Below are 25239 nucleotides of genomic sequence, written 5' to 3'. Positions count from 1 at the left end.
CCCATATCGTTTGGGCTATCGGGTGCCCTTGTCGTTGGTTTCCTAACACAATCTGTTTCAGGCCGGAAACCGGCGTTTGCGCTTAACCTGCTCGTCTGCCTGGGTCAATGCGCGCTATTGATCGCATTCGGACGACAGAATATATGTCCTGAGAGGTCCGGTTTCGGCAGACGTTCATTTTTTTGCCATTCTGGGCGTGTCTTGGGGCGGAACTGTGGGGTTCGACGAGAAGATGGACCTGGACGGCCGGAAGGAAAATGTCGCTGTGGACAAGCGGGTCCGTGAAGCCGGCTTGAGGCCGACGCGTCAGCGCATTGCGCTGGCCGACCTGCTTTTCGCCAAGGGCGACCGTCATTTGTCGGCTGAGGAACTGCACGAGGAGGCCGTTGCCGCCGGCGTGCCGGTATCGCTGGCCACCGTCTACAATGCCCTCCACCAGTTCACCCAGGCGGGACTGTTGCGCATCCTCGCCGTCGAGGGCGCCAAGACCTATTTCGACACCAACACCTCCGACCACCACCATTTCTACATCGAAGGCGAAAACCGCATATTCGACATTGCCGGCGGTCCGGTGACGGTTGCCAACCTGCCGGAGCCGCCGGAAGGGATGGAGATCGCCAATGTCGATATCGTGGTGAGGCTGCGCCCCAAACGCCCCGAATGATCGGCCAGGCCAGAAGCATCGGCCAGGCCAGAATGATCGGCCAGACCAGAATGATCGGCCAGGGATGAAACCCCTCGATCTCACAATCCGGCTCGAATGGGCAATCGTGGCGCTGGCTGCCGTCGTTTTCTACGGTTCGACCGGCATGTCCTGGTGGCTGTTCGGATTGCTTATCCTGGCGCCTGACCTGTCGATGTCGGGCTATCTGGCCGGACCGCGCGTCGGTGCCCTTGCCTACAACGCCTTGCATATCCTGATCGTGCCCGTGCTGCTGCTGCTGCTCGCCGGGCACATGTGGGGCAATGCGACCGCGATGGCGGTTGCGCTGATCTGGATCGCCCACATCGCCATCGACCGTGCGCTGGGCTACGGCCTGAAGCTGTCAACCGGATTTCAGGACACGCATCTCGGCCGTATCGGGCGCTAGACCTTGACCGCGAGGGATCGCGATCAAGAGCGAGAATCAGTCCTTCACCCGTTCGCCGGGATAGGCGCCCCAGACGATCGACTGGGCAAGCCAGCCGGTGTGGCCATCGAACGTCATTTCGCACCACTGGCCGTCGCAGGATTTGATTGTGCCCATGACGCCGGGCTCGACCATCGCGACCACCCGTGCGTCCTTGTCAGGACTGTTGAGAAGGTTGATCTGGTTGCCCTTGCCGCGCTGCCATGGTGCCACGATTGCCGTGCGCCGGCCGGACAGCAGCGACTGGTTGATCCAGCCTTCCGAACCGTCGGCATCGCGCACGCGGCGCCATGTGTCGAATTCCTGGATGATCTCCATCGGCAGGCCGGCCTTCATATACATCCAGTCGACCGAGTAGTTGGCGCCGGGGCCGACGCGCGAGTTGACGCGGCCGGATTTCAGGCTGACGAATCGCGGCAGCGGTAGGCCGCTCGGCCCGAGCGTCACGACGCTCTGTGCAGGCGCTGCGGCACTCTGCGCGGCCGCAAGCGGAGAATAAAGCAGAGCGCCGAGAAATGCTGCACTGAGGGTCAGGCGAAGCGACGCGAAACCAGACACTTTCATTCCTTTCGGCGCTTGCCCATCGGCCTCGGCGCCCCTTTTTCTTTGTCTTCGGCGGCACCGCTTGTTACATGGGGTAATCGGCACCGCGACCGGCTTTCAGTTTCGCCGGTCTTGGTTAAAGAGGTCTCAACGAGATCGGGTTAGAGCAATTCCAGCAAAAGTGTGAAGCGGTTTTGCGTTCGGAATTGCGGCAAATACTCGAGAGGGAAACAATGGCAGGCAAAAAAGGCCTCTCGTCGTCATCACGCGAAAGCTGCCCGACCCGGTCGAGACCCGCATGCGCGAGCTGTTCGACGCAAGGCTGAATGTCGAGGACAGGCCGATGACGCAGCCGGAACTGGTCGCGGCGGTCAAGGAAGCCGACGTTCTGGTGCCGACCATAACCGACAATATCGACGCTGCGCTGATCGCCCAGGCCGGCGACAACCTCAAGCTGATCGCCAATTTCGGCAACGGCGTCGACAAGATCGATGTCGCTGCCGCGGCCAAGAGGGGCATCACCGTCACCAACACGCCCAATGTGCTGACCGAGGACACCGCCGACATGACGATGGCACTGATGCTGGCGGTGCCGCGGCGGCTGGCGGAAGGCGCCAACGTGCTCACCGGCGACAAGAAATGGGCCGGCTGGTCGCCGACCTGGATGCTGGGCCGGCGCATCTGGGGCAAGCGGCTGGGCATTGTCGGCATGGGCCGCATCGGCACCGCCGTCGCCAGGCGGGCCAAGGCCTTCGGACTGTCGATCCACTATCACAACCGCCACCGCGTGCTGCCGGCCGTGGAAGACGGGCTGGAGGCGACCTATTGGGAGAGCCTCGACCAGATGCTGGCCCGCATGGACATCATTTCGGTCAACTGCCCGTCGACGCCGGCGACCTTCCATCTGCTTTCGGCGCGGCGGCTGGCGCTGCTGCAGCCCACCGCCTATGTCGTCAACACCGCGCGCGGCGACATCATCGACGAGGAAGCCCTGGTCAAGCTGATCCAGGACGGCAAGATTGCCGGAGCCGGTCTTGACGTCTACGAGCACGAGCCGGCTTTGAACGGCAAGCTGCTGAAGCTCGCCGCCAAGAACAAGGTCGTGCTTCTGCCGCATATGGGCTCGGCGACGCTCGAGGGCCGCATCGACATGGGTGAAAAGGTCATCATCAACATCCGCGCCTTCGTTGACGGTCACCGTCCGCCGGATCGGGTGCTGCCGCTCAGGACTTGACGCTACCGCGGCGCAACGTTTTACGACTTTTTGAATGAAAGCGCAGGCTTACGAAAAAGCCTTGCGCATCGTGATCGAGGTCGGCCTGGCATAGCCCTCATGCGCCGTCCGCTCGGTCTCATGAAAACCGAAGCGGACAAAGGCTGCATGGTTCCCGGTCAGTTCGATCCGGGTCTGAAGCTCGATGGCGCCCTTGCCGCGGCTGCGGGCAAGGTCTTCGACCGCTTGCATCAGCCGCCGGCCAATGCCTTGTCCCTGGCAGTCCGGCGCGACGGCGAGCTTGCCGACATAAAACTCTGTCACCTTTTCAAGGGCAAAGACGCAGCCGACGATCCTGTCGCCCTTGAATGCCACGAAGCCGGTCTCCCGCAGCGCCTTGTCCCGCAGGCTGTCGGCGGTCAAAAGGTGGGCCGAGGAGGGCGGGTCGATGACGCCGTCCATCGAGGCGAAGGCACGCATGATCAGTGTGAGCACATCGCCCCAACGGTCGAAATCGGCCGGGATCTGCGTGATAAAGACAGCGTCGGTCCGCTCCACGAGGTCAGTTTCTCTTGTAGCGGATCGTGTCGAAGCGCGCCGCCAGCGCATCATAGAGCAGCAGGCGGCCGACCAGCGGTTCGCCGATGCCGGTGATCAGCTTGATCGCCTCCATCGCCTGCAGCGTGCCCACGACTCCGGTCAGCGCACCAAGCACGCCCGCCTCGGCACAGGACGGCACCAGGCCCGGCGGTGGCGCTTCCGGAAACAGGTCGCGATAGCCTGGGTTGGGCTTGCCGTCCTTGCCGTCTTCGAATGGCTTCAGCACCGTGACGGAGCCGTCGAAGCGTCCGACCGCGGCATGCACCAGCGGTTTCCCAGCGCTCGCGCAGGCATCCGCCACCGCATAGCGGGTTTCGAAATTGTCGGAGCCGTCGACGACGATGTCATAGCCGGCAACGAGGGCAGGCGCATTGTCTGGGGTCAGCCGGATTGCATGCGTTTCAACCATTGTGTTGGGATTGATGCGGGCGATTGCCGCCTTGGCGCTATCGGTCTTCAGCATGCCGACGGTGTCGGTGCCGTGAATGACCTGGCGCTGCAGGTTGGACAGCGAAACGGTGTCATCATCGACCACGCCGAGCGTGCCGACGCCGGCGGCGGCAAGATATTCAAGCACCGGCGCGCCCAGTCCGCCGGCGCCGATGACCAGCACCCGCGCCTGCTTCAGCCTCTGCTGGCCGGCGCCGCCGATCTCGGGCAGCACGATGTGGCGGGCATAGCGTTCGATCTCGTCGGCGGTCAGGGTAGTAGGGGTCATTGCCGGACCATATAATGGCTGAAAATCCTTGTCAGGTGCCAATGCATGTCGCCCAAAAGTGTGAAGCGGTTTTGGGACAACGACATGCATAAGAGCTAGATCGTTGGCCCAACCCTACCATGGTCGACCGTCAGGAACTGCGCACGACCGGCCAGGCTGGAAAACAGCGCCGCATCGGTTCCGGTCATGAATGCCTGGCAGTTCAAGTCTTCGAGGATGGAAAACAGCGCCGCGCGCCGCCCGCTATCGAGATGCGCTGCGATCTCGTCGAGCAACAGGATCGGTGTCATGCCTGACATTTCGCCGGTCAGCCGGGCATGCGACAGCACGATGCCGACCAGCAGCGCCTTTTGCTCGCCTGTCGAGCAAAGCTCGGCCGGCATCGCCTTGGGACGGTGCCGAACCACCAAGTCCGAGCGATGCGGGCCCTCGAGCGTGCGTCCAGCGGCACGATCGCGGTCACGGCCCTCGACAAGCGTCCGGCGGAAGCGCTCCTCGACATCGACCGCCGGCACGGCGGCGATCTCGGCTTCCAGATCGCCCGAAAGGCCGATATCGGCCTGCGGAAACGGTCCCGTGTCAGGCAGCCTGTCGATCATGGCGGCGAGCAGGCGCACCATCTCGGCTCGCGCCGCGGCGATCGCCACACCGGTTTCGGCCATCTGCGTCTCGATCGCGTCGAACCAGCGGTCGTCGCGAGAGCCTTCGGTAAGCAGACGATTACGGCCGCGCATCGCCTTCTCGTAGTCGATCGCACGTTGCCCGTGGCCGGGGTCGATCGCCAGCACCAGCCGGTCGAGAAAGCGCCGGCGATCCGCGGCCGGCCCGGTGAACAACGAGTCCATGGCCGGCGTCAGCCACACCACGCGCAGCCATTCCAGCATGTCCTCGGCCGAACGCGCCGGAGCTCCGTTGATGCGCACCCGCCTGCCGCCTTCGCCAGCGGTGTCGCCTCCGGAAATGCCCGTTCCGATCTCGACCTGGCCGTCAAGCCCGTCGAGCTGGGCATGCAGCGCAAAGCCGCCGTCGCCACCCTCGCGCGCGACGTCTGCGTAAGGCGCGCGGCGCAAGCCACGCCCCGGTGTCAAAAAGGATATCGCTTCGAGGAGATTGGTCTTGCCGGCGCCGTTGTCGCCGGAAAAAACCACGGCACCCGGCGCCAGATCGATCGTCAACGTCGCGTAGTTGCGGAAATTGGTAAGTGTTAGCTTACTTATATGATTCTGTACCGGCAACCGCTATCCGCCTGTCGAAGTTGCCGCAAACATCGCTCTTGCCGCCGGTCCATCACAGGACCGAATTGCTGACGCCGCGCCGGCTACACCCGCATCGGCATCAGCACATAGAGTGCGGTCTCGTCGGCCATGTCGTGGATCAGCGTCGGCGAACCGGCATCGGCCAGCATGAACTTGGCCTCCGTGCCGGTCAGCTGTGCGGCAACGTCGAGCAGATATTTGGCATTGAAGCCGATCTCGATCGGATCGGACGAATAGTCGGCGGCCAATTCCTCGGTGGCGCTGCCCGAATCCGGATTGTTGACCGCAAGCGTCACCTGACCCTCGCTGATCGACAGCTTCACCGCGCGGCCGCGTTCGGAAGAGATGGTCGAGACGCGATCGACAGCGGCAGCAAAGCTCTGGCGGTCGATGATCAGCTTCTTGTCGTTGCCGGTCGGAATGACCCGCTGATAATCGGGGAAGGTGCCGTCGATCAGCTTCGAGGTCAAAACCACGCTGCCGATGGTGAAGCGGATCTTGGTGTCCGACAGTTCGGTGGTGACCGCGACATCCGGATCGTCGACCAGCTTCTGCAGCTCGCTCACTGTCTTGCGCGGAATGATGATGCCCGGCATGCCCTCGGAACCGGCCGGCGCGTCGATCTCGGCGCGCGCCAGACGGTGGCCGTCGGTCGCCACCGAGCGCAGCTTCAGCTTGCCGCCGACCTCATGCGTGTGCAGGTAGATACCGTTCAGGTAGTAGCGCGTCTCCTCGGTGGAGATGGCGAACTGGGTCTTTTCGATCAGGCCTCTCAGGGCAACCGAGTCGAGACGGAAGATATGCGAGAAGGATCCGGCCGAAAGCTCCGGGAAGTCGGATTGCGGCAGGCACTGGAGGCGGAAGCTCGAGCGGCCTGACGTCACCGTCATGGCGTTGCCGTCCTCGTCCGTCTTCAGCATCACCTCGGCGCCATCGGCGAGCTTGCGAACGATGTCGTAGAGCAGATGTGCCGGAACCGTCGTCGCCCCGCCGCGCTCGACCTTGGCGGGCGTCGCTTCCGTCACCTCGAGATCGAGGTCGGTCGCCTTCATTTCAAGGCTGGCGCCCTCGGCGCTGAGCAGCACGTTGGACAGGATCGGTATGGTGTTGCGCCGCTCGACCACACGGTGGACGTGGTTGAGCGACTTCAGGAGATTTGACCGTTCCAGGATAACACGCATGACGAAACAGGCTCGCTTGAATGAATGACGGGTCACCAGTGGGCGGCGCCCCGCGAAAGGTCTGAACAGGCTCAGAATCTGCGTAAACTGACAGGAAAAAACCAGCAAACGCAAGCCCGCGCCGCCGGTTCGGGCAGGCTACGCGGGCTTTCTGGGGATAAAGGGCACGAAGTCCGCGAGCCGGTGCCGTAAAACCGAAATCCGGGCCGCTGCCAGGCGGCGCCACGAGCCCATTCCGGGCTCCGGGCCGCACTGGCAAGCCATTGAATTCCGGTGTTGTTCCGGTTCGCCCCCGGTCCGGTCAGGCCTGGTCGTTGATCAACCGCCTCAAGAGCTCGAGTTCCTGCGCCAGCGTGTTGTCGTTGCCGGAAAGGTCTTCGATCTTGCGCACTGCATGCAGCACCGTGGTGTGATCGCGGCCCCCGAAACGTCGTCCGATCTCGGGCAGCGAGCGCGGCGTCATCACCTTCGACAGGTACATGGCGACCTGCCGCGGCTTGACGATGGTGCGCGTGCGCCGGTTGGACAGCAGTTCGGTCTTCGACACATTGTAGTGGCGCGCGACGATGCGCTGGATGTCCTCGATACGGACCCGCTTCGGCTCGCCGGTGCGATAGATGTGGCCGAGGATCTCGTCGATCCGGTCGATGGTGATCTGCGGCTCGAAGGACTGACGGAACAGCAGCTGGTTGAATGCGCCTTCCAGTTCGCGTCCGCTGCCGGTCACGGTGCGTGCGACGTGATTGAGGATCTCTTCCGAAATGTTCAGCGACGCGTCATCGACCCTGGCCGTGGCCAGGCGCAATTTGAGCATGCCAAGGCGCATGGCGAAATCGGGCGCCGACATTTCAAGCGCGACACCACCATTGAGGCGTGAACGGACCCGCGGTTCGAGCGATTCCAGTTCCGACGGCGGCCGGTCGGCGGCGACGACGACCTGCTTGGCGCTGTCGAGCAACATGTTGATCAGGTGGCAGAATTCATGCTGGATCGACTTGCCCTGCAAGAACTGCATGTCGTCGATGATGAGCAGGTCGATGTCGCGCAGCTGTTCCTTGAGCGTCAGCGCGTTGTTGTCGCGGATCGCGGTGGCAAAGCGCCACATGAAATACTCGGCCGTGAGATAGACGACGCGCGACTTGGGGTTCTGCTTCAGCGATTCCGCGGCGATGGCCTGCAACAAATGTGTCTTGCCGAGCCCGACGGTTGCGTGAAGGAAAAGCGGGTTGAAGCGCACCGCGCTCGATTGCGATTCAGCCACTGCCTTGGCGGCGGCGAAAGCCACCCGGTTCGACGGTCCCTCGATGAAGGAGCCGAACGTATAGCGAGGATCAAGCGGTGACCCCAGCACATTGTGCCGGAATTCGCTCTCGATCGGTGTGCCTGGACGCGGAGCCGGTGCACGCTCCACCCGGCCGGGGCTGACGGTGCCGGCGGCAAGCGCCGTCTGCGTCTGCCGAGTCATCTTGTTGCGTGCAGGAACCACCTCCGGCTCGGCCTGGCTGCGTCCCTGACGGGTTGCCGTGCGCACGACGATGTCGATCTTGAGGAGATCGGGATCCTCCTGCTTCCACAGCTCGGAGATGAGGTCGAGATAGTGGCCGTTGATCCATGAGCGCAGGAAGGCGGTGGGCACCGAGATGCGGACAATGCCCTTGGAAGCTTCCGCGACCTTCATGCGGCCAAACCAGCTCGAATAGACTTCGGTTCCCAGGCGCGCCTTCAACTGGGTCTTGACCCGGTCGAATTTCTGTTCCGCGTCGCTGGAGACCGCCATGTCGTTCGCTCCGATCAAAGTTCCAGGAAATGGGAGGTCGCCCGTAAGTTCCCTTTCGATGCCGCTCTGCATGATCTTTTCCTTGTCCTTCCGTACCTGTTTTCCACCGGGGATGCGCCTCCTGCATCCGATTCCGGCGACTGCGTCTTTGCTACGATGTCCGCTGCCGCCGCCGGCAGATGGACGTCGCCCATTATCCAAGGGAACCGGTGCCGGCCCATGGAAGCCAGTCCGCGTTGGGTATGTCAGGGCAATACAACACCGTCCGGCGAAAAGAGCGCCGGCGCGCCGTCTACCTGCCATGTCTAGTTACGCCAGTCCCCTACCGTATCGAAAAAGACAAACCAAATCCGTCCGCAGACTTGATCCGCGTTGCAAATCCCGCCAATTTAAGCTGGCCGATTCAGGCTGGGTTTAAGGCCCAGAGCCCGTCCCTTTCGATAGATCGACATTACCGAAATCGCTGTGGATAGAGCAAGGCCACGTCTAACGGATTTTTAAGGAATCTGGTTACTGGAGGCGGGTTCGAGTAGCGTGCCGCAACGGCACATTTTAACAAAGCCATTGTGATTCAAACCCTTTTCCGGCGAATGTGAAAAACCGGGCGCTGAGAGAAATATTCTGAAATAATTCGCTTGACAGCTACTTGTCCCCCATCGGGTTGGCCCGGTGTGGACAAGCTGTGGATCACCATCTGTAAGTGTCTGAAAGGTATGAGCTATTTCTGATAGCTAAGAATCTTTAAGTCAGCCCTTTTCAAGCATGCCGACCAACAGCATGCATGCATATGCCGGCAAAGTATTCCCAATCGTGAAATCCACACAAGACGTCGTTTCCGGACATTCTTTTTAAGTGCTTGCCGGCAAACGAAAAAACCCGGCACAAACGGCCGGGTTCGAAAGAACGTCAGTCTAGGTAAGTGATATCAGGCCGACAGAACCTTGACCCGATGGGCCAGTCGCGACACCTTGCGGGACGCCGTGTTCTTGTGGATCACGCCCTTGGTTGCGGCGCGCATCAATTCCGGCTCCGCGATCTTGAAGGCAGCCTGTGCGGCAGCCTTGTCACCGGAGGCAAGTGCCTCTTCGACCTGGCGGATATAGGTGCGGACGCGCGAGCGGCGGTTCTTGTTGATCGCTGCGCGGCGGACGATCTTGCGCGTTGCCTTTTTGGCCGAGGATGTATTGGCCATGATGCCTCTCTTCTGATCTGGTCGGCGCATGCGGGATGCCGCAGGGCGCAAAAAACAAACGGGCAGCCACGGGGCCGCCTCGGTTGGTGCGGCTTATAGTTCAGCTTTTCCGGCGCGTCAACGCTGCTTGGCCTTCTTTTGGCGGCCAACAGCCATCTTCTTCGCAGCCAAAGGATTGGCGTCAGCGGTTGGTGAAATTCGGCTTCCGCTTCTCGGCGAAAGCCGCCATGCCTTCCTTCTGATCGTCCAGTGCAAACAGCGAGTGGAACAGCCGGCGCTCGAACCGCAACCCCTCGGCAAGCGTCGTCTCGAAGGCGCGGTTGACAGCCTCCTTTGCCATCATCACCGATGGCAGCGAGAAAGCGGCGATCTTGGCTGCCGCCTTCAGCGCCTCCTCGACAAGCTCGCCGGCAGGCACGACCCGCGACACCAGGCCCGAACGCTCGGCTTCGGCGGCATCCATCATCCGCCCGGTCAGGCACATGTCCATCGCCTTCGCCTTGCCGACGAAGCGGGTCAGCCGTTGCGATCCGCCCATGCCTGGAATGACGCCGAGCGTGATCTCGGGTTGGCCGAACTTGGCCGTGTCGGCGGCGATGATGAAATCGCACATCATCGCCAGCTCGCAGCCGCCGCCGAGTGCATAGCCCGCCACCGCCGCGATAATAGGCTTTCGCGCCCGCGTAAGCTCTTCCCAGCCGACGAAGAAGTCTTGGGCGTAGGCGTCCGCATAGGAGATGGACTGCATCTCCTTGATATCGGCGCCGGCGGCGAAAGCCTTTTCGGAACCGGTGATGACCATGGCGCCGATGCCGGCGTCGGCGCCGAAGGCGTTCACGGCTGCGATCAGTTCGGCCAGTATCCGGGAGTTCAGCGCGTTGAGCGCCTGCGGCCTGTTCAGCGTGATCAGTCCGACCTTGCCGTGCGTCTCGGTGATGATCGTCTCATAGGCCATGGCTGCTTCTCCTCGCTCGCGCTCGTCTAACTCACCGCTGACATGTCCGGCAATAGAAGGTCGATCGGCCGCTCTGCACGATCCGTTCGATGTGGCCGCTGCAGCCGGGCTTCGAGCAGGCCTCGCCTTCGCGGTCGTAGACGGCGAAGGAGTGCTGGAAATAGCCCAGCGACCCATCGGTCTGCATATAGTCGCGCAGTGAGGACCCGCCGGCCGCAATCGCATCTGATATCACCGAGCGGATGGCTTCGGCGAGGTGTTCGCTTTGGGCCTGGGCTTTCTTTCCGGGTTTGGCGATCGTACCCGCCTCGCGCAGCGGCGACAGGCTGGCGCGCCACAGCGCCTCCGACACATAGATGTTGCCAAGCCCGGCGATCAGCCTCTGGTCGAGAAGCGCTGCCTTCAGCGGTGATCGCCGCCCTTTCATCAATGAGGCAAGCAGTGTGCCGTCCAGTGTATTGCCCGTTGGCTCAACGCCGAGTCCGGCCAGCATCGGATGGACGTCCGGCCCTTCCGCAAACAGCATGAAGCCGAAGCGGCGCGGATCATTGAAGATCACGCGTGATCGGGCGCCTGCCGGAGATACGACATGGAAGACGACATGGTCGTGATTGGAGCTCTTCGAGCGGTCGTGCTGGAAGATACCGGGCATGTCGCTGCCGTCCGCCGTCTCGATGCGGAATGAGCCCGACATGCCGAGATGGCAGATCAGCATGGGACCGCCTTCCAGGTCCATCGTCAGATACTTGGCCCGCCGACCGAGTGCCGCGATCGTCTTGCCGGTCAGCCGCTGCGAGAATTTCTCGGGAAATGGAAAGCGCAGATCCGGGCGGCGCGCCTCGACACGGGCAATGGTGGCGCCTTCCAGGACCGGCTGCAGTCCGCGCCGGACGGTTTCGACCTCCGGCAATTCAGGCATGACCGCCAATCGCCGTATAGAAAGAAGTGCCGTAAAGGCCGTGCGCCAGGCCGAGATGCTCGGCCACGGTTTCGCCGATGTCGGCGAATGTCGTTCTCAGCCCGATGTCGCCGCCCTTGAAACCCGGACCTGTGCCGATCACCGGAATGCGCTCGCGCGTATGATCGGTGCCTTGCCAGGTCGGATCGTTGCCGTGGTCGGCCGTCAGGATGAGAAGATCGCCCTGCCGCAACCTTGCAAATGCCTCCGGCAGCCGCCGATCGAAGGCCTCGAGCGCGGCAGCATAGCCCGCAACATCGCGGCGATGACCGAATTCGGTGTCGAAGTCGACGAAATTGGCGAAGACGAGATCGCCGTCGCCGGCATCATCCATCGCGCCCAGCGCCTCGTCGAACATGGCCATGTTGCCCGCCCCCTTGCGCACTTGCGAAATTCCGCGATGGGCGAAGATGTCGCCGATCTTGCCGATGGCGATGACACGGCTGCCACGCGCTGTCAGCCGATCGAGCAGGGTCGGTTCCGGCGGAGGCACGGCATAGTCATGACGGTTGTATGTGCGCTCGAAAGTGGCGGTGGTTTCGCCGACGAAAGGCCGTGCGATCACCCGTCCGATCCTCAGCGGGTCAACCAGCCTGCGCACCACCTTGCAGAATTCATAAAGCCGCTCGAGGCCGAAATGGACTTCATGCGCGGCGATCTGCAGGACCGAGTCGACAGACGTGTAGCAGATCGGCTTGCCGGTGCGGATGTGCTCCTCGCCGAAGCGCTCGATGATCTCGGTGCCCGGTGCGTGACAATTGCCGAGAATGCCCGGCACTTTGCCCTCGCGGATGATCGCCTCGGTCAGTTCAGCCGGAAAGGTGGGAACCGTATCCGGGAAATAACCCCAGTCGAGGCGCACCGGCAGGCCGGCGATTTCCCAATGGCCCGACGGCGTGTCCTTGCCGCTGGAAACCTCCTGCGCGGCGCCATGGAATGCAGCCGCGAGCAGATCCGTCCCACTGCTGGCAAAGCCCAGTCCCGTCGCGGTTTCGGCAGCCTTGCCAAGCCCGAGCGAGGCCATGTGGGGGACAAACAGCGGTCCACTGCGAAGCCCTTCGCGATCCGCGCGTCCTTCGGCACAAGCTTCTGCGATGTGCGCGAATGTGTTGGCGCCGTCGTCACCGTAGCGGTCGGCGTCGGTCGCGCCGCCGATGCCGAAAGAGTCCAGAACGAAGAGGAAAGCGCGCGCCATCGAGTTGTTGCCAGTTTGAACGACCAGACATAGGGTTCCGCGACTTCATTGGCAATTCGGAAACCAAACGGCAACGGCTTGGCGCGATAGTCCAGTTGTCTCGCCCAAAGGTGTGCAGCGGTTTTGGGCAACGAAAGAATCGCAACGATGCGACGGGCATGGATCTAGGAAAACAGACGGCGGTTTTGTCATGAGCGTTGCGCTGAAGGCGTCTGCTGCCCTCATCTTGGTGCAGGCCGTGGTCTGCTCCAATCCGGCACATGCCGACTGGCGCGATGACATCGGCACGTTTCGCATCGGCATCGTTGCCGAGCCAGGCGCCGGCAACACCGTTCCGGGGCTGGCTGTGTTGACCGACGCCTATACCAAGGCCCTGGGCATGAAGGTCGAGTTTGTCGTTGCCCGTGACTATGCCGCGCTGATCGAGGCGCAGGCCAATGCCCGCATCGAATACGCGATCTATTCGGCAACCGCCTATGCGACGGCCTCGCAGCGCTGCTTATGTATCGAGCCGCTTGTGGCTCCAGTCGATTCCGACGGCGCGATCGGCATCCGCTCCGTTCTGCTGACACGGGACGGCAAGCTGCCCGACCTGGCGGCGATGCAGAGCCATCGCATCGCCATGGCGCCTTCGGGCAGCGTCGGCGGTTCTCTCTTGCCGTTGGCGGCGTTGGCGGCGGAAGGCCGCAAGGTTGCGCAAGATGCACCGTTTCTGGTCCATGCCGACTCGGCTGCGGCGGCCGAAACGATGCTGGTCGATGGCAAAGCCGATGGCCTGTTCGGTTGGGTGACGGCCGCTGCCGACGGCCAGCCGCAAACATCGGGCACGCAGGCAAGGCTCGAAGCAGCAGGGCTTTCGGCTACGGCGCTTCGGGTCGTATGGACGTCTGGCTTGCTGAGATATGGCCCCCACGCCGTCCGCAGCGATCTCGACCCTGAAGCCAAACGCCGGCTCACTGTGTTCCTCACCAACCTCAAGTCGATCACGCCTGATATCTACGACCTTCTGGAATCAAAGCATTCGGGAGGCTTCGCTACCGTCGCACCAAAGGATTACGAGATGGCCGCTTCTATCGTGCGCTTCGTCTCGGACAGTGCTCCGCGGCAGTAGCGCAATTCCAGGAAACAGAAGAAGTGCGTAACGATTTTTAGTCTGCAGCTGCGCGGCAACAGAAAACTGGAGCAATCCTGCGAACCGCCTGGTTGCCTCTGTTCAACAGTCGCCGCAAGCGATAGTCACGCTTCTGCGGGGACGCAGATAGTAGGTTTCGCTCATCGTTATGTTGCTGAAAGCCGAGGTCAGTCCAAGCTTCTGTTGACTGCTCGCGCTCCACGCAATGACTGGAATGTAGCCGAGATTGCTTTCGACGCGGATAAGGAAGGTGCTGGCGACCTTGAGCGTTGCTGGAACCGTGGTTTCCGTGGTCGCGGCGGCGCCGGCGCTGGCGACGCCAAGGACCAGCTTGCGTGACCATACCACCAGTGCCCTCGTCCCATCGGCCGAGACCTGTATTGCCGTGATGGTGATGGTCGGGGTCGAGCGGCTGTAGGGCCGAAGGGTGACGGTGCCGATCTGCATGATGGCGTCGACATCAGCCTTGACCACGCTTGTCTGCTGGGTGACGAGATCGGCCACCATGCTGCCGATACGACTGACCTTCTTGCTGGTCTCGATGGCCTGTGACGCCTCCATTGTCAGGAAATACATGATCAGCAGAATAGGCATGATCAAAGCGAACTCGACCGCCGCGATGCCGCGGCGATCGGACCAGAATCGACTTGCCTTCCGCCAAACTCCCGCAGTCCTAAGATGTGCCCCCGCACGCATCATGCCCATTGCCCTTTTTCTTTTGCTGCTTGTGCATCCGCCTCGAATTCAGTCGAACGGCTCGTTCTGCCAGGTCACCGATGCGAAATGCAGAGTCTTGTTGCCGCCCATCGACTGCGCCAACAGGTCGGTCATAATAGGCCACTTGTAGAAGACGCGGAGCATGTTCCTTGATTCCGCCGCCCCCGCCGTAACGACAAAGGGCACTTCGGCGGTGCCATTGGTCAACTGGACATCGTTGTTTTTGATCTTGAAGCCCGCCGTGGCCGCGTCGGCGAATGTTGTATATTGGCGGAGATCCACCAGCAGCTGATTGGGACAATCCTGGGAAACGATGATCTCCAGTTTTGTGCAGATCATGTCCCGCAGACTGGTCCCGGCGACGTCGGTCGCCTTCAACTGGCCGGTGCGCAGCTTGCGCGCGACATCATCGGTGATGTTGGCCATCACTTCCTGGCCGGCAAACGCTATGCAGCTTTCCAGAATGGCAAAGACAAGCAGGGCGAACGGAACTGAAAGGATTGCGAATTCGATTGCCGTGGCGCCGCGCCGGTCACGAAGGAAACGTGCGAAAAACCTTGGGCGTCTCGCCGTATGGTCGCCTGCGCAGCCGAATTCCTTGCTCATGTCTGATCCTGCCGATCTCTGTACGGTCTCGGAAGGAGCATTAGCGCAAACCGATTTAGGTCCGGTTTGGATGACCGTTAAAGTCAGCGCCAGCTTTTTAACCAGCCGATAACCTGAGCTTCATTCGGCTACGCCATCCTACCGGCTGACGCTCATCTCCGCTTCAGAGGCCTTCTCCGCATCGCTCTTGTAGGAGCTTTCGCAATAGGGCGTGCAGGACATCGTCTGTATTTCGGCACGCCGATAGATACGCACGGACGAGGCGGCCTGCCGCACGACGGTAACCTGCTCGTCGACGATCGGGCTGCCATCCGTGTCGAGCACGACCAGATTGGTGACGCCGAAGCCTTTGCCGGTCAGCACGATCGTCGAAGCGTCCTGCACGGAAGCGTCGGCGATTGCCGGGTTGCCGACCACGATCGTGTCGGCGGGGCGCGACAGTTTGACGATCTTGGCCTGGTTCATCGTCACCTCGATGCCAGGGCCGGCCATCGCGGGCGCGATGAAGGTCGTGGCGGCAAGAAGCGCGGCAATCAGGGTTGACGATCTCGGCTGGGCCATTGAGGCGCTCCACGCAAGCGGACTGATCAACGGAACATGAACGAGATTGGTGAACCAACGGTTAAGCACGTGTCGTTGCCGATGGTGCAACGGCCGACAAGGCAGCCTCCGAGCTGCGGTCCTGTCGGAGTCGCAAGCGCCACCAAACCTGCAAACGGAGGGTCGGTCGGCACTTAGCCTGGAGTTAACCACGCAATATGTTCGAACCGGGAAAGGAATCGGTAAGGCTGTTTATTAAGCCGATCGAAAGAGCTTCTCCCTAGATTGGCAGCATCCGATCAACCATCACAGAAGTTGACGGAAGTGCTGTAACACGTGGAGTAGGAGCTCTCAAATGTCTAATCTCATCGCACGTTTTGTGAAGGACGAATCCGGCGCGACCGCTATCGAATATGGTCTGATCGCCGCTCTCATCGCGCTCGCCATCATCACCGGCGCCGGCGCACTCGGCAATGCACTCAACGCCAAGTTCACGACCATCGGAACCACGCTGAACTCGGCCCCCGGCGGCGCCTGATTTGGCGTATTGCTGAGCGCTCAGATTGCGTTTCTGGAAAGGGCTGCCCGCGTGGCGGCCCTTTTTCTGCGCCGTCGTCAATATCAATCAGTCATCTTTTCGTTCCGGGCCTCATCAATCGTTAATCGAACATGCCTAGATTGAGCCCCGTGAAATCGGACAATAGGCATAGCGCCGATGCTTGAAGCCCTGATCTTCGTCGTTTTTCCGTTCTGCATGCTGTTTGCCGCGATCTCCGACATGCTGTCGATGACGATCGCCAATCGCGTGCCGGTGCTGCTCGTCGTTGTCTTCGCGCTGGTTGCGCCGCTGACGGGTATGGAATGGGCGGCATATGGCGGACATTTCGCTGCCGGCGCCCTGGTCCTTGCCGTGACGTTCGGCCTGTTTGCAATGGGCGGCATGGGCGGCGGCGACGCCAAGCTTCTGGCTGCCACCGCGATGTGGATGGGCCTCAATCTGAATCTCGTTGCGTATCTTGTCGCCTCGACAATGATCGGTGGCCTGCTGACGCTCGCCATCATCCTCTACCGGAAGTCGCTGCTTGCGGCCGTTACCGGCCAAAATCCGTTCCTGCGCCATTTCGCCGACGAGGCAAAAGGTGTTCCTTATGGAGTAGCCCTTGGCCTTGGCGGGTTGCTGATCTATCCGGATTCGCCTTTGATGGTATGGGCGCTGGCCAAGCTGGCGGCCTGAACACGATCTTATTTTTCTATTGGTCAGCGTTGCCGCGACAGGCTTTCAACAAGGCCGGCCCGGTCATTTCTGCCGGTCCGGCCACATTCCGGCTAATTTATGTAAACCTTAAATTAATCACGATCGTAAGCATTACATTAACCTTGTTTTGACGATTGCCGCTGCAAAGTCCGGCTTGGCTACGTGGTTTGCCAGGGCAAGGGTTCGGACAGATGCCAGCATCGCGATTGATAATTCTGAGCGTGGCGGTGGCCGCGGCGGGTGGCGCTGGGTATGTCGCGAAAAATATGGTGGCACCGCCGCCCCAGGTCGTCGTCGATTCCGGCCCCCAGGCTCCGGCGGTATCACTGCAGGATGTGCTTGTGCTTTCGGGCGACGTTCCGATGGGCAGCCCGATCGAGAACAACATCGCCTGGCAATCCTGGCCCGCCGACGGCGTCAACCCGAATTTCATCACCCGCACCGCCGAGCCTGAGGCACTGGAGAAGCTGAAGGGTTCCATTGCCCGTGTGGCGATGTACGCCGGAGAGCCTCTGCGGCGTTCCAAGTTGATCGGCGAGGGGCAGAGCTTCATGTCGTCGATCCTGCCTTCTGGCATGCGGGCTGTGGCCACGGCCATCTCGGCCGACACGTCGGCCGGCGGCTTCATTCTTCCGAACGATTTCGTCGATGTCATCATGACCCGCAGGGCCGATGCCGCCAGCGGGGCCGCCGGTTTCAACACCGAGACCATCCTCAAGAATATCCGTGTCCTGGCCATCGACCAGACCATTCAAGAGGACGAGGAAGGCAAGAAGACCAGGGTGGGCCAGACCGCTACGCTGGAACTGACGCCCAAGCAGGCGGAGATCATCACCGTCGCCCAACAGATGGCGGATCGCCTGACCCTGGCGTTGCGGGCGGTCGCGGACACGCAGGAAAAGAATGTGGGTGAGGCCGACTATCTCGTTTCCGGCAATGGTCGCAGGGGAACGGTGAGGCTGATCAAGTCGGGCGAAGTTTCCGAAGTAGGGGCAAGGAAATGAGGCTAAGTGGTAAACTGCCGGCAATTGTAGCCGCGGCATTCGGCCTGCTGCTCGTCGGAACGAATCTGCAAGGCGTTGTCGAGGCAAAGAACGCGCAGGTCACCGCATCGACGGCCACCCAGCGCGTCAAGCTCGGCCTCAACAAATCGGTGGTCATCGACCTGCCGAGCGACGCCTACGACATTCTCGTCGCCAACCCGGCGGTGGCCGATGCGGTGACCCGCACCGCAAGGCGCATCTACCTGTTCGGCAAGGCGGTTGGCGAGACGAACATCTTTGTCTTCGGCCCGAATGGCGAGCAGATCGTCAGCCTGGATCTGGCCGTCGAACGCGACGTTGCCGGCCTCGAGGACTATATCAGGCGCTTCATTCCGACCTCGGCCGTCAAGGTGGAATTGCTGAACGACAACGTCGTTCTCACAGGAACCGTGGATACTCCCCTGGATGCCAAGCGCGCCGAACAACTGGCAAACATGTTCGTATCGGGTGGTGAAGCGACGACGGGGCAATATTCGCAGACGGCGGCCGGCGGCTCGGCGCAGAGCGGTGTCGACATCAACAACCCAGACCAGGAGCGCCGCACCAGCCAGATCGTCAACCTGATCCAGATCATCGGCGATGACCAGGTCACACTGAAGGTGACGGTCGCCGAAGTCAGCCGCTCGGTGATGAAGCAGCTCGGCGTCAATATGGTCGGCGCTGGCAGCTCGAACGGCATTTCCTACAGCGGGGCGAGTTCGCCTGCTTTCGGGTTGGGCAAGCCGATTTCGGCCACGTCCGGTTTGTTGCTGGGGGACGGGAGCGGAAACGGCCTCCAAGCCTACATCAATGCCATGGAGCAAAGCGGCGTGATGAAGACGCTGGCTGAACCGACCCTCACCGCCGTGTCGGGCGAGAAGGCGACATTCAAGGTGGGCGGCGAGTACAACCTGGTAACCGGCCGCACGAATAACGTGTCGACCGACAACCAGACCGGCCAGACCACATACACGTTTGAAAAGCTCGAATACGGCATTGGCCTCGAGTTCCAGCCCGTCGTGTTGTCAGCGGGGCGCATAAGCCTCAAGGTCAGAACGGCTGTTTCGGAGCCGACAACGGATGGGGCGCCGACCCTCGAAGGAGGGGGGAGCAGCAAAAATATCGGTCTACCCGGCATGACGATGTTGTCGATCCGCAAGAGACTTGCCGATACCACTGTCGAATTGCCTTCGGGCGGGTCGATGATGATCGCCGGCCTTGTTCGCGACGACGTTCGCCAGGCTGTCTCGGGCCTGCCTGGTCTGGCCAAGATCCCGGTGCTCGGCGCGCTTTTCCGCAGCAGGGATTTCATCCGCAACGAGACCGAGCTCGTCATCATCATTACGCCCTATCTGGTGAAGCCGGTGGCACGCAACGACCTTGCCAAGCCGGACGACAATTTCAACGCCGCCAGCGATGGCGCCGGCATGTTCCTTGGCCGCGTCAACCGCGTCTACGGCACCATGCAGACCGACAAGCCCAACGGCCGCTACCACGGCGTTGTCGGCTTCATCTACAAGTAAGCGGGGAAGCGGACATGTCTCAGTCAGCATTGAAGGCAAGGACCATCGCCACGACGGTGCGCCTTGACCGTTCTCAGGTCTGCCGGCGAGCCGTTCCGGCCCTGGCGGTCGTGGTTGCGGCGCTGCTCGCCGGCTGTGCCCAGCGCGACAGCATCACGGTCGGCGCCATTCCGGATGACTATCGCACCAACCATCCGATTGTCATCGCGGAGAAGAATCAGAAGATCGACCTGCCGGTTGGCGCCGGTGACCGCGGCATGACCGGCTCCCAGCGCGATACGCTTCTTGGCTTCCTCGACGGCTATGACAAGAGTGCCGCCCCGACGCTGACGATCCAGGTCCCGAGCGGATCGGCCAATGAGGTTGCCGCGACGGCGGCCGGCCGTGATTTCGCCAGGCTCGCAGTCGCCAGCGGCATCAAGCGCAACCGCATCGCCGTGGTCTCTTATCAGGCCGGCTCGAGCGAGACATCCGCCCCGGTTCGCGTCTCCTACATTACGGTGAAAGCCCAGACCGACAAATGCGGACGCTGGCCCGACGACCTCGTCGATACGTCGGAAAACAAGCACTATGCCGACTTCGGCTGCTCCTATCAGAACAATCTTGCCGCCCAGATGGCCAACCCGAACGACCTGCTCGGGCCGCGCAAGCCTGCCAATATTGATCCGGCAAATCGTAGCCAAGCCATCGGGGTCTACCAAAAGAGAGGCATCTCGGATGAGTTCCTCGGCAATTCGGAAGTGACGTACTGAGCCGCAGTCTCGAACAGAACAGGCTACGCGAAAGAGCATGACGATGAGCAACCTTGCCTACGACGCCCCGGTGGATGGCAGCGATACCTCGCAGCAGGACATCGCCGCGATGCAGGCGTTGCGGCCGATCCCGCGCATCTCGATCCAGGCATTCTGCGAGACCGAGGGCGTTGCCAATCCGGTCGAGCGCGCCGGCGAGGACCGCCGCATGACCAAGGCGCATCTCAAGGTCCATATGGGCGGCGTTCCCACCGCCATCGAATTCTACCAATCGGCGCCAACGCCCAACCTGATCCTGCTGGAATCGCGCAGCGAGCCGAAGCAATTGCTGGAGCAACTCGCCCAGCTCTCGGAATATTGCGATCCCACTTCCAAGGTGGTGGTGATCGGTCATTACAATGATGTCGGTCTCTACCGCGAACTCATCCGCAACGGCATTTCCGAATATGTGATCGCACCGGTATCGATGGCTGACATTGTCAGCGTGGTGTCGTCGATTTTCATCGATCCGGAAGCCGAGCCGCTCGGCCGCTCGATCGCCTTTGTCGGCGCCAAGGGTGGCGTCGGCTCCTCGACGATTGCCCACAATGTGGCTTGGGCGATGTCCTCTCTGTTCAAATCCGAGGTGGTCGTCGCCGATCTCGATCTCGCTTTCGGCACCGCCAACATCAATTTCGACCAGGATCCGGCACAAGGCATCGCCGAAGCGGTGTTTTCGCCGGAGCGCATCGATGAAGTCTATCTTGACCGGCTGCTGACCCAGTGCGCCGAGCATCTGTCGTTGCTGGCAGCACCTTCGACGCTCGAACGGGTCTATGACTTCGATCCGGAGGCCTTCACTCAGCTCATCGACACCGCCCAGCGCAGCGTGCCGCTTTTGGTGCTCGATATTCCCCATGTCTGGACGGGCTGGACCAAGAACACCCTGATCAAGGCCGACGAGATCGTCATCACGGCGACACCGGAACTGGCCAATCTGCGCAACACCAAGAACCTCGTCGACATGTTCAAACGGCTTCGTCCCAACGACCCGCCGCCGAAGTTGATCATCAACCAGGCCGGCGTCCCGAAGCGTCCGGAGATTTCGCCGTCCGACTTCGCCGAGCCGCTCGGCCTGTCGCCAATGTCGGTCATTGGTTTCGATCCGTTGCTGTTCGGCAATGCCGCCAACAACGGACGCATGCTTGGCGAAATGGATGCTAAGAACCCGGTTGTCGCGATGATCAACGAAATGGCGCATGTGCTGACCGGGCGCAGTGAAATCAAGGCCAAGAAGAAGGCCGGGCTTGGCAACCTGCTCGGCAAGTTCTCGCGCAACAAGAAGTGACGCTTCAGCAGTGGAATCGGTAGTCGATCATGTTTGGTAAAAGAGGCAGCGACGACGGCAACCGGTTCACGCCGGAATTTCGCCAGCCAGCACCGGCGCCTGTCGCGCCGCCGGCTGCAAGTTCCGCGGAGACGGCGGTTCTGGCCCGGCCTGCGGCTGCGCCAAGCGCGCCTGTCGCGCCGCCGGCGCGCCGCGCGGTCGAGGCACCGCCATTGGCGCCTGAGCCGAAGCGGGCACAGCGCGAAAAGAGCGAAACCTACTACGACACCAAGAGCCAGGTTTTCTCCGCGCTCATCGACACGATCGATCTGTCGCAGCTCGCCAAGCTTGATCCTGAAAGCGCGCGCGAGGAAATCCGCGACATCGTCAACGACATCATCGCGATCAAGAATTTCGCGATGACGATCGCCGAGCAGGAAGAATTGCTCGAGGACATCTGCAACGATGTGCTCGGCTATGGGCCGCTCGAGCCGCTGCTCGCGCGCGACGACATCGCCGATATCATGGTCAACGGCTCCAAGAACGTCTACATCGAAGTCAACGGCAAGGTCGAGCAGACCGGCATCCGCTTCCGTGATAACCAGCAGCTCCTCAACATCTGCCAGCGCATCGTCAGCCAGGTTGGCCGCCGTGTCGACGAATCCAGTCCGATCTGCGACGCGCGCCTTCCCGACGGCTCCCGCGTCAACGTCATCGCGCCGCCGCTCTCCATCGACGGCGCCACGCTCACCATCCGCAAATTCAAGAAGGACAAGCTGACGCTCGATCAGTTGGTCAAGTTCGGCGCCATTTCACCGCAGGGCGCCGAAGTTCTCAAGATCATCAGCCGTGTTCGCTGCAACATCGTCATCTCGGGTGGTACCGGCTCGGGCAAGACGACGCTGCTCAACTGCCTGACCAACTATATCGACCGCGAGGAGCGCGTCATCACCTGCGAGGACTCGGCCGAGCTGCAACTGCAGCAGCCGCATGTCGTGCGCCTCGAAACCCGCCCGCCCAATCTGGAGGGCGAAGGTGAGGTGACAATGCGTGACCTGGTCAAGAACTGCCTGCGCATGCGCCCCGAGCGCATCATCGTCGGCGAAGTGCGCGGACCAGAAGTGTTCGACCTTCTGCAGGCGATGAACACCGGCCATGACGGTTCGATGGGAACGATCCACTCGAACAGTCCGCGCGAATGCCTGAACCGTATCGAATCCATGATCGCCATGGGCGGTTATTCGCTGCCGCAGAAGACAGTGCGCGAAATCGTCGTCGGCTCCATCGACGTGATCATCCAGGCGGCACGCCTGCGTGACGGATCGCGTCGCATCACCCACATCACCGAGGTGATCGGAATGGAGGGCGACGTCATCATCACGCAGGATATCGTCCTGTACAACATCAAGGGCGAGGACGCCAATGGAAGGCTGCTGGGAGAGCATGTATCGACCGGCATCGGTCGTCCGCATTTCTGGGAGCGGGCTCGCTATTATGGCGAGGAGCAGCGCCTCGCCATTGCGCTCGAGGCGATGGAGAAACGCGCTGACTGACGCATCCTGGGGCGTAAGGGTTCGGGCCAATGTTTGGAATTGACGGCACAGTACTGGCCTTTATCGTGCTCGCCGGCTTCAGCGCCGGCGCGGTCGCCTATGCATTCCTGTTCACCCGGATCAGCAACGAGAAACAGGTTGGCAAGCGGCTCGAAACGATCAGGACGGCCGAGACGGATCGTTCCGTCGTCAAGGCCTCGCGCGACCGCGCAGCGGAAGCCGTCAAGCGGCGCAAATCGGTTCAGGATTCGCTCAACGAGCTCGACGCAAAGCAGAAAACCAAAGACAGCGCGGTCAAGAAACCACCGCTGAAAGCCCAGCTCCGTCAGGCCGGGTTGAAGACCACCATCGAGCGCTTCTATATATACTCCGCCATATGCGGCCTCGCTTTGACGATGGCTGCCTTTGTGGGCGGAGCGCCGCTGATCGTCTTGCCGGGCGTGCTGCTGGCCGGCGCGCTCGGCCTGCCGCGCTGGTTCGTCTCGTTTCGTCGCGCCCGCCGCGTCAAGGCATTCCTCAACGAATTTCCAAACGCGCTCGACATCATCGTGCGCGCCGTAAAATCCGGCCTGCCGCTGAACGACGCCGTGCGCCTGATCGCCAACGAATCGCCCGAACCGGTGAAGACCGAATTTCGTCGTATCGTCGATTCCCAGCAGATGGGCCTGTCGATCCCCGATGCGACCTTGCGCATGCCCGAAACCATGCCTTGCACGGAGGCAAGCTTCTTCGGCATCGTCATCCAGATTCAGTCGCAGGCCGGCGGCAATCTCTCCGAGGCGCTGGGCAACCTTTCGCGCGTGCTCCGCGATCGCAAGAAGATGAAAGCCAAGGTCGCGGCGCTGTCGATGGAAGCCAAGGCGTCCGCCGCGATCATCGGTGCGCTGCCCTTCATCGTCGCCTTTCTCGTCTACCTGTCGAGCCCGGCCTACCTGATGCCGCTGTTCGTCACCAGCGTTGGACATCTGATCCTTGGGTGCTCGGCAGTCTGGATGTCGATCGGCATCTTTGTAATGCGCAAAATGATGAACTTCGAAGTCTAGGATCGCGGCATGACCGAGCAAGTCATCAAAACCCTGACGGATCCGACCTTCCTGATCGCGATGCTGGTCGCCATTGCGGTGTTTGCGACCGTCTTCACCTTGCTGCCGGCGTTTGGCGGAAACCAGCTCAAGTCACGCATGAAAACCGTTGCGCTGGAACGCGACGAACTGCGTGCCAAACAGCGCGCCCGGCTTGCTGTCGAGGCGGATCGCCGGCGCAAGGGTCTGCGCGAGGAACAGTCGGTTGGCATGCGCAACATTGTCGATCGGCTGGATCTGAAGCGCGCGCTCGCCGACGAGGGCACGTTACAGAAACTCAAGGTGGCCGGGTTTCGCGGGCAAAATCCGCTGACGCGGTTTCTTTTCTTCCGTCTCGTGCTTCCTTTTGTCGGCTTCGCGCTGGCGGCAATCTACATCTTCGTGCTCGGAGGATTACCCGACAAGCCATTGGTCATCAGGCTGTTCGTCTGCATCCTCGTTGCTTATGGCGGCTTCTACGCGCCGGTTGTCTATGTCAACAACCGTGCCACCAAGCGCAAGCAGTCGATCCAGATGGCATGGCCGGATGCGCTCGATCTGCTGCTGATCTGCGTCGAGTCGGGCATGTCGGTGGAAGCAGCACTCCGCAAGGTCGCCGACGAGATCGGTGCGCAATCGGTGGCTCTGGCGGAAGAATTCATCCTCACCAACGCCGAGCTTTCCTATCTGCAGGAGCGCAAGCAGGCGTACGAGAACCTGGCAAGCCGCACCGGCCTGGATTCAGTCAAGTCCGTGTCGCAGGCACTCGTCCAGGCCGAGCGCTACGGCACGCCGGTGGCGCATGCACTGCGCGTGCTTGCTGCCGAAAGCCGCGACATGCGCATGAATGCGGCCGAAAAGAAGGCTGCCGCCTTGCCGCCAAAGCTCACCGTGCCGATGATCCTGTTTTTCCTGCCAGTGCTTTTCGCCATCATTCTAGGCCCCGCCGGCATTCAGGTCAGCCAGCGCGGTATCTTCGGAGATCATTCGGCACCGGCAGCAGCCCAGTAACGGCAAGGCAAATCCCTGCACGACACATGAAGAAGCCGCGCTG

The 25239-nt window shown here is 61.6% G+C and carries 26 protein-coding genes; 13 read left to right on the top strand and 13 right to left on the bottom strand.

The features are described from left to right. Positions 1-232 precede the first annotated feature (232 nt). Both HB777_25250 and HB777_25245 read left to right on the top strand, forming a co-directional pair. Positions 233-664 (top strand): transcriptional repressor, encoded by a 432-nt coding sequence (locus HB777_25250; protein ID QND66893.1) that lies wholly within the window; start codon positions 233-235, stop codon positions 662-664. A 64-nt stretch (positions 665-728) separates the two neighbouring features. Beyond that, positions 729-1091: a DUF4260 domain-containing protein gene (locus HB777_25245; protein QND66892.1), complete on the top strand. Its 363-nt coding sequence runs from the start codon at positions 729-731 to the stop codon at positions 1089-1091. Positions 1092-1127: 36 nt separating this feature from the next. Here the strand turns inward: HB777_25245 and HB777_25240 are convergent, their stop codons facing one another. Next, positions 1128-1688 (bottom strand): hypothetical protein, encoded by a 561-nt coding sequence (locus tag HB777_25240; GenBank protein QND66891.1) that lies wholly within the window; start codon positions 1686-1688, stop codon positions 1128-1130. 190 nt (positions 1689-1878) lie between these two features. On the opposite strand from HB777_25240, the gene HB777_25235 reads away from it, so the two are divergent. Continuing rightward, positions 1879-2907, top strand: coding sequence for a D-glycerate dehydrogenase (locus HB777_25235; protein QND68904.1), 1029 nt, complete (start codon positions 1879-1881; stop codon positions 2905-2907). A gap of 48 nt (positions 2908-2955) precedes the next feature. On the opposite strand, the gene HB777_25230 is transcribed toward HB777_25235, so the two are convergent. The 9 genes from HB777_25230 to HB777_25190 all read right to left on the bottom strand — a co-directional run bounded on the left by HB777_25230 (position 2956) and on the right by HB777_25190 (position 12718). After that, positions 2956-3444, bottom strand: a complete 489-nt coding sequence (locus HB777_25230) for a GNAT family N-acetyltransferase (GenBank protein ID QND66890.1) — start codon at positions 3442-3444, stop codon at positions 2956-2958. Between the two features lie 4 nt (positions 3445-3448). Further along, positions 3449-4204 (bottom strand): molybdopterin-synthase adenylyltransferase MoeB, encoded by a 756-nt coding sequence (locus HB777_25225; GenBank protein QND66889.1) that lies wholly within the window; start codon positions 4202-4204, stop codon positions 3449-3451. Positions 4205-4299: 95 nt separating this feature from the next. Further along, complete coding sequence (gene recF / locus HB777_25220) at positions 4300-5439, bottom strand: DNA replication/repair protein RecF (protein ID QND66888.1); 1140 nt, start codon at positions 5437-5439, stop codon at positions 4300-4302. Positions 5440-5522: 83 nt separating this feature from the next. Next, a complete protein-coding gene (locus tag HB777_25215; protein QND66887.1) occupies positions 5523-6641 on the bottom strand; it encodes a DNA polymerase III subunit beta in 1119 nt (372 codons plus the stop codon). Between the two features lie 301 nt (positions 6642-6942). Continuing rightward, on the bottom strand, positions 6943-8490 hold the full coding sequence (dnaA, locus tag HB777_25210) for a chromosomal replication initiator protein DnaA (protein ID QND66886.1): 1548 nt from the start codon (positions 8488-8490) through the stop codon (positions 6943-6945). Positions 8491-9343: 853 nt separating this feature from the next. Further along, the gene (rpsT, locus tag HB777_25205; GenBank protein ID QND66885.1) at positions 9344-9610 is read right to left on the bottom strand and encodes a 30S ribosomal protein S20; all 267 of its coding nucleotides are present in this window, start codon (positions 9608-9610) and stop codon (positions 9344-9346) included. A gap of 181 nt (positions 9611-9791) precedes the next feature. Beyond that, on the bottom strand, positions 9792-10565 hold the full coding sequence (locus HB777_25200; GenBank protein ID QND66884.1) for an enoyl-CoA hydratase: 774 nt from the start codon (positions 10563-10565) through the stop codon (positions 9792-9794). Between the two features lie 31 nt (positions 10566-10596). Continuing rightward, positions 10597-11484 carry a bifunctional DNA-formamidopyrimidine glycosylase/DNA-(apurinic or apyrimidinic site) lyase gene (gene mutM, locus HB777_25195; GenBank protein ID QND66883.1) on the bottom strand — a complete coding sequence of 296 codons (888 nt, stop codon included), beginning with the start codon at positions 11482-11484 and terminating at the stop codon, positions 10597-10599. Beyond that, positions 11477-12718 carry a phosphopentomutase gene (locus HB777_25190; GenBank protein ID QND66882.1) on the bottom strand — a complete coding sequence of 414 codons (1242 nt, stop codon included), beginning with the start codon at positions 12716-12718 and terminating at the stop codon, positions 11477-11479. The genes mutM and HB777_25190 overlap by 8 nt, the downstream gene beginning before the upstream one ends. 190 nt (positions 12719-12908) lie before the next feature. On the opposite strand from HB777_25190, the gene HB777_25185 reads away from it, so the two are divergent. After that, entirely contained in the window at positions 12909-13829 is a 921-nt protein-coding gene (locus HB777_25185; protein QND66881.1) for a PhnD/SsuA/transferrin family substrate-binding protein, read from the top strand. Positions 13830-13931: 102 nt separating this feature from the next. Here the strand turns inward: HB777_25185 and HB777_25180 are convergent, their stop codons facing one another. The 3 genes from HB777_25180 to HB777_25170 form a co-directional block, all read right to left on the bottom strand. Continuing rightward, positions 13932-14549 carry a pilus assembly protein gene (locus HB777_25180; protein ID QND68903.1) on the bottom strand — a complete coding sequence of 206 codons (618 nt, stop codon included), beginning with the start codon at positions 14547-14549 and terminating at the stop codon, positions 13932-13934. Between the two features lie 45 nt (positions 14550-14594). Continuing rightward, positions 14595-15173: a pilus assembly protein gene (locus HB777_25175; GenBank protein ID QND66880.1), complete on the bottom strand. Its 579-nt coding sequence runs from the start codon at positions 15171-15173 to the stop codon at positions 14595-14597. A gap of 138 nt (positions 15174-15311) precedes the next feature. Continuing rightward, a complete protein-coding gene (locus HB777_25170) occupies positions 15312-15734 on the bottom strand; it encodes a hypothetical protein (protein ID QND66879.1) in 423 nt (140 codons plus the stop codon). A gap of 334 nt (positions 15735-16068) precedes the next feature. Between HB777_25170 and HB777_25165 the strand changes: the two genes are divergently transcribed. The 9 genes from HB777_25165 (at position 16069) to HB777_25125 (ending at position 25196) form a co-directional block, all read left to right on the top strand. Further along, a complete protein-coding gene (locus HB777_25165) occupies positions 16069-16251 on the top strand; it encodes a Flp family type IVb pilin (GenBank protein ID QND66878.1) in 183 nt (60 codons plus the stop codon). 177 nt (positions 16252-16428) lie between these two features. Further along, on the top strand, positions 16429-16947 hold the full coding sequence (locus tag HB777_25160) for a peptidase (protein QND66877.1): 519 nt from the start codon (positions 16429-16431) through the stop codon (positions 16945-16947). Positions 16948-17159: 212 nt separating this feature from the next. Further along, positions 17160-17972: a Flp pilus assembly protein CpaB gene (cpaB, locus tag HB777_25155; GenBank protein ID QND66876.1), complete on the top strand. Its 813-nt coding sequence runs from the start codon at positions 17160-17162 to the stop codon at positions 17970-17972. Further along, positions 17969-19513 (top strand): type II and III secretion system protein family protein, encoded by a 1545-nt coding sequence (locus HB777_25150; protein ID QND66875.1) that lies wholly within the window; start codon positions 17969-17971, stop codon positions 19511-19513. Before cpaB ends, HB777_25150 begins: the two co-directional genes overlap by 4 nt. 14 nt (positions 19514-19527) lie before the next feature. Next, positions 19528-20265, top strand: coding sequence for a CpaD family pilus assembly lipoprotein (cpaD, locus tag HB777_25145; GenBank protein ID QND66874.1), 738 nt, complete (start codon positions 19528-19530; stop codon positions 20263-20265). A gap of 37 nt (positions 20266-20302) precedes the next feature. Continuing rightward, positions 20303-21592 carry an AAA family ATPase gene (locus HB777_25140; protein ID QND66873.1) on the top strand — a complete coding sequence of 430 codons (1290 nt, stop codon included), beginning with the start codon at positions 20303-20305 and terminating at the stop codon, positions 21590-21592. A 29-nt stretch (positions 21593-21621) separates the two neighbouring features. Beyond that, entirely contained in the window at positions 21622-23124 is a 1503-nt protein-coding gene (locus HB777_25135) for a CpaF family protein (protein QND66872.1), read from the top strand. Positions 23125-23153: 29 nt separating this feature from the next. Beyond that, the gene (locus HB777_25130) at positions 23154-24167 is read left to right on the top strand and encodes a type II secretion system F family protein (GenBank protein ID QND66871.1); all 1014 of its coding nucleotides are present in this window, start codon (positions 23154-23156) and stop codon (positions 24165-24167) included. Between the two features lie 9 nt (positions 24168-24176). Next, positions 24177-25196 carry a type II secretion system F family protein gene (locus tag HB777_25125; GenBank protein QND66870.1) on the top strand — a complete coding sequence of 340 codons (1020 nt, stop codon included), beginning with the start codon at positions 24177-24179 and terminating at the stop codon, positions 25194-25196. Positions 25197-25239 lie beyond the last annotated feature (43 nt).

Source organism: Mesorhizobium loti (assembly GCA_014189435.1).
Taxonomy (GTDB): Bacteria; Pseudomonadota; Alphaproteobacteria; order Rhizobiales; family Rhizobiaceae; genus Mesorhizobium; species Mesorhizobium loti_G.
The sequence above is the reverse complement of the archived record's forward strand: the minus strand, read 5'-3'. Positions and strand labels throughout refer to the sequence as shown.

Coding starts and splice junctions, on each gene's coding strand:
- HB777_25250 (QND66893.1), top strand. CDS start 233: ATGGACCTGGACGGCCGGAAGGAAAATGTCGCTGTGGACAAGCGGGTC.
- HB777_25245 (QND66892.1), top strand. CDS start 729: ATGAAACCCCTCGATCTCACAATCCGGCTCGAATGGGCAATCGTGGCG.
- HB777_25225 (QND66889.1), bottom strand. CDS start 4,204: ATGACCCCTACTACCCTGACCGCCGACGAGATCGAACGCTATGCCCGC.
- HB777_25215 (QND66887.1), bottom strand. CDS start 6,641: ATGCGTGTTATCCTGGAACGGTCAAATCTCCTGAAGTCGCTCAACCAC.
- dnaA (QND66886.1), bottom strand. CDS start 8,490: ATGCAGAGCGGCATCGAAAGGGAACTTACGGGCGACCTCCCATTTCCT.
- rpsT (QND66885.1), bottom strand. CDS start 9,610: ATGGCCAATACATCCTCGGCCAAAAAGGCAACGCGCAAGATCGTCCGC.
- HB777_25200 (QND66884.1), bottom strand. CDS start 10,565: ATGGCCTATGAGACGATCATCACCGAGACGCACGGCAAGGTCGGACTG.
- mutM (QND66883.1), bottom strand. CDS start 11,484: ATGCCTGAATTGCCGGAGGTCGAAACCGTCCGGCGCGGACTGCAGCCG.
- HB777_25190 (QND66882.1), bottom strand. CDS start 12,718: ATGGCGCGCGCTTTCCTCTTCGTTCTGGACTCTTTCGGCATCGGCGGC.
- HB777_25185 (QND66881.1), top strand. CDS start 12,909: ATGAGCGTTGCGCTGAAGGCGTCTGCTGCCCTCATCTTGGTGCAGGCC.
- HB777_25180 (QND68903.1), bottom strand. CDS start 14,549: ATGATGCGTGCGGGGGCACATCTTAGGACTGCGGGAGTTTGGCGGAAG.
- HB777_25175 (QND66880.1), bottom strand. CDS start 15,173: ATGAGCAAGGAATTCGGCTGCGCAGGCGACCATACGGCGAGACGCCCA.
- HB777_25170 (QND66879.1), bottom strand. CDS start 15,734: ATGGCCCAGCCGAGATCGTCAACCCTGATTGCCGCGCTTCTTGCCGCC.
- HB777_25165 (QND66878.1), top strand. CDS start 16,069: ATGTCTAATCTCATCGCACGTTTTGTGAAGGACGAATCCGGCGCGACC.
- HB777_25160 (QND66877.1), top strand. CDS start 16,429: ATGCTTGAAGCCCTGATCTTCGTCGTTTTTCCGTTCTGCATGCTGTTT.
- cpaB (QND66876.1), top strand. CDS start 17,160: ATGCCAGCATCGCGATTGATAATTCTGAGCGTGGCGGTGGCCGCGGCG.
- HB777_25150 (QND66875.1), top strand. CDS start 17,969: ATGAGGCTAAGTGGTAAACTGCCGGCAATTGTAGCCGCGGCATTCGGC.
- cpaD (QND66874.1), top strand. CDS start 19,528: ATGTCTCAGTCAGCATTGAAGGCAAGGACCATCGCCACGACGGTGCGC.
- HB777_25140 (QND66873.1), top strand. CDS start 20,303: ATGACGATGAGCAACCTTGCCTACGACGCCCCGGTGGATGGCAGCGAT.
- HB777_25135 (QND66872.1), top strand. CDS start 21,622: ATGTTTGGTAAAAGAGGCAGCGACGACGGCAACCGGTTCACGCCGGAA.
- HB777_25130 (QND66871.1), top strand. CDS start 23,154: ATGTTTGGAATTGACGGCACAGTACTGGCCTTTATCGTGCTCGCCGGC.
- HB777_25125 (QND66870.1), top strand. CDS start 24,177: ATGACCGAGCAAGTCATCAAAACCCTGACGGATCCGACCTTCCTGATC.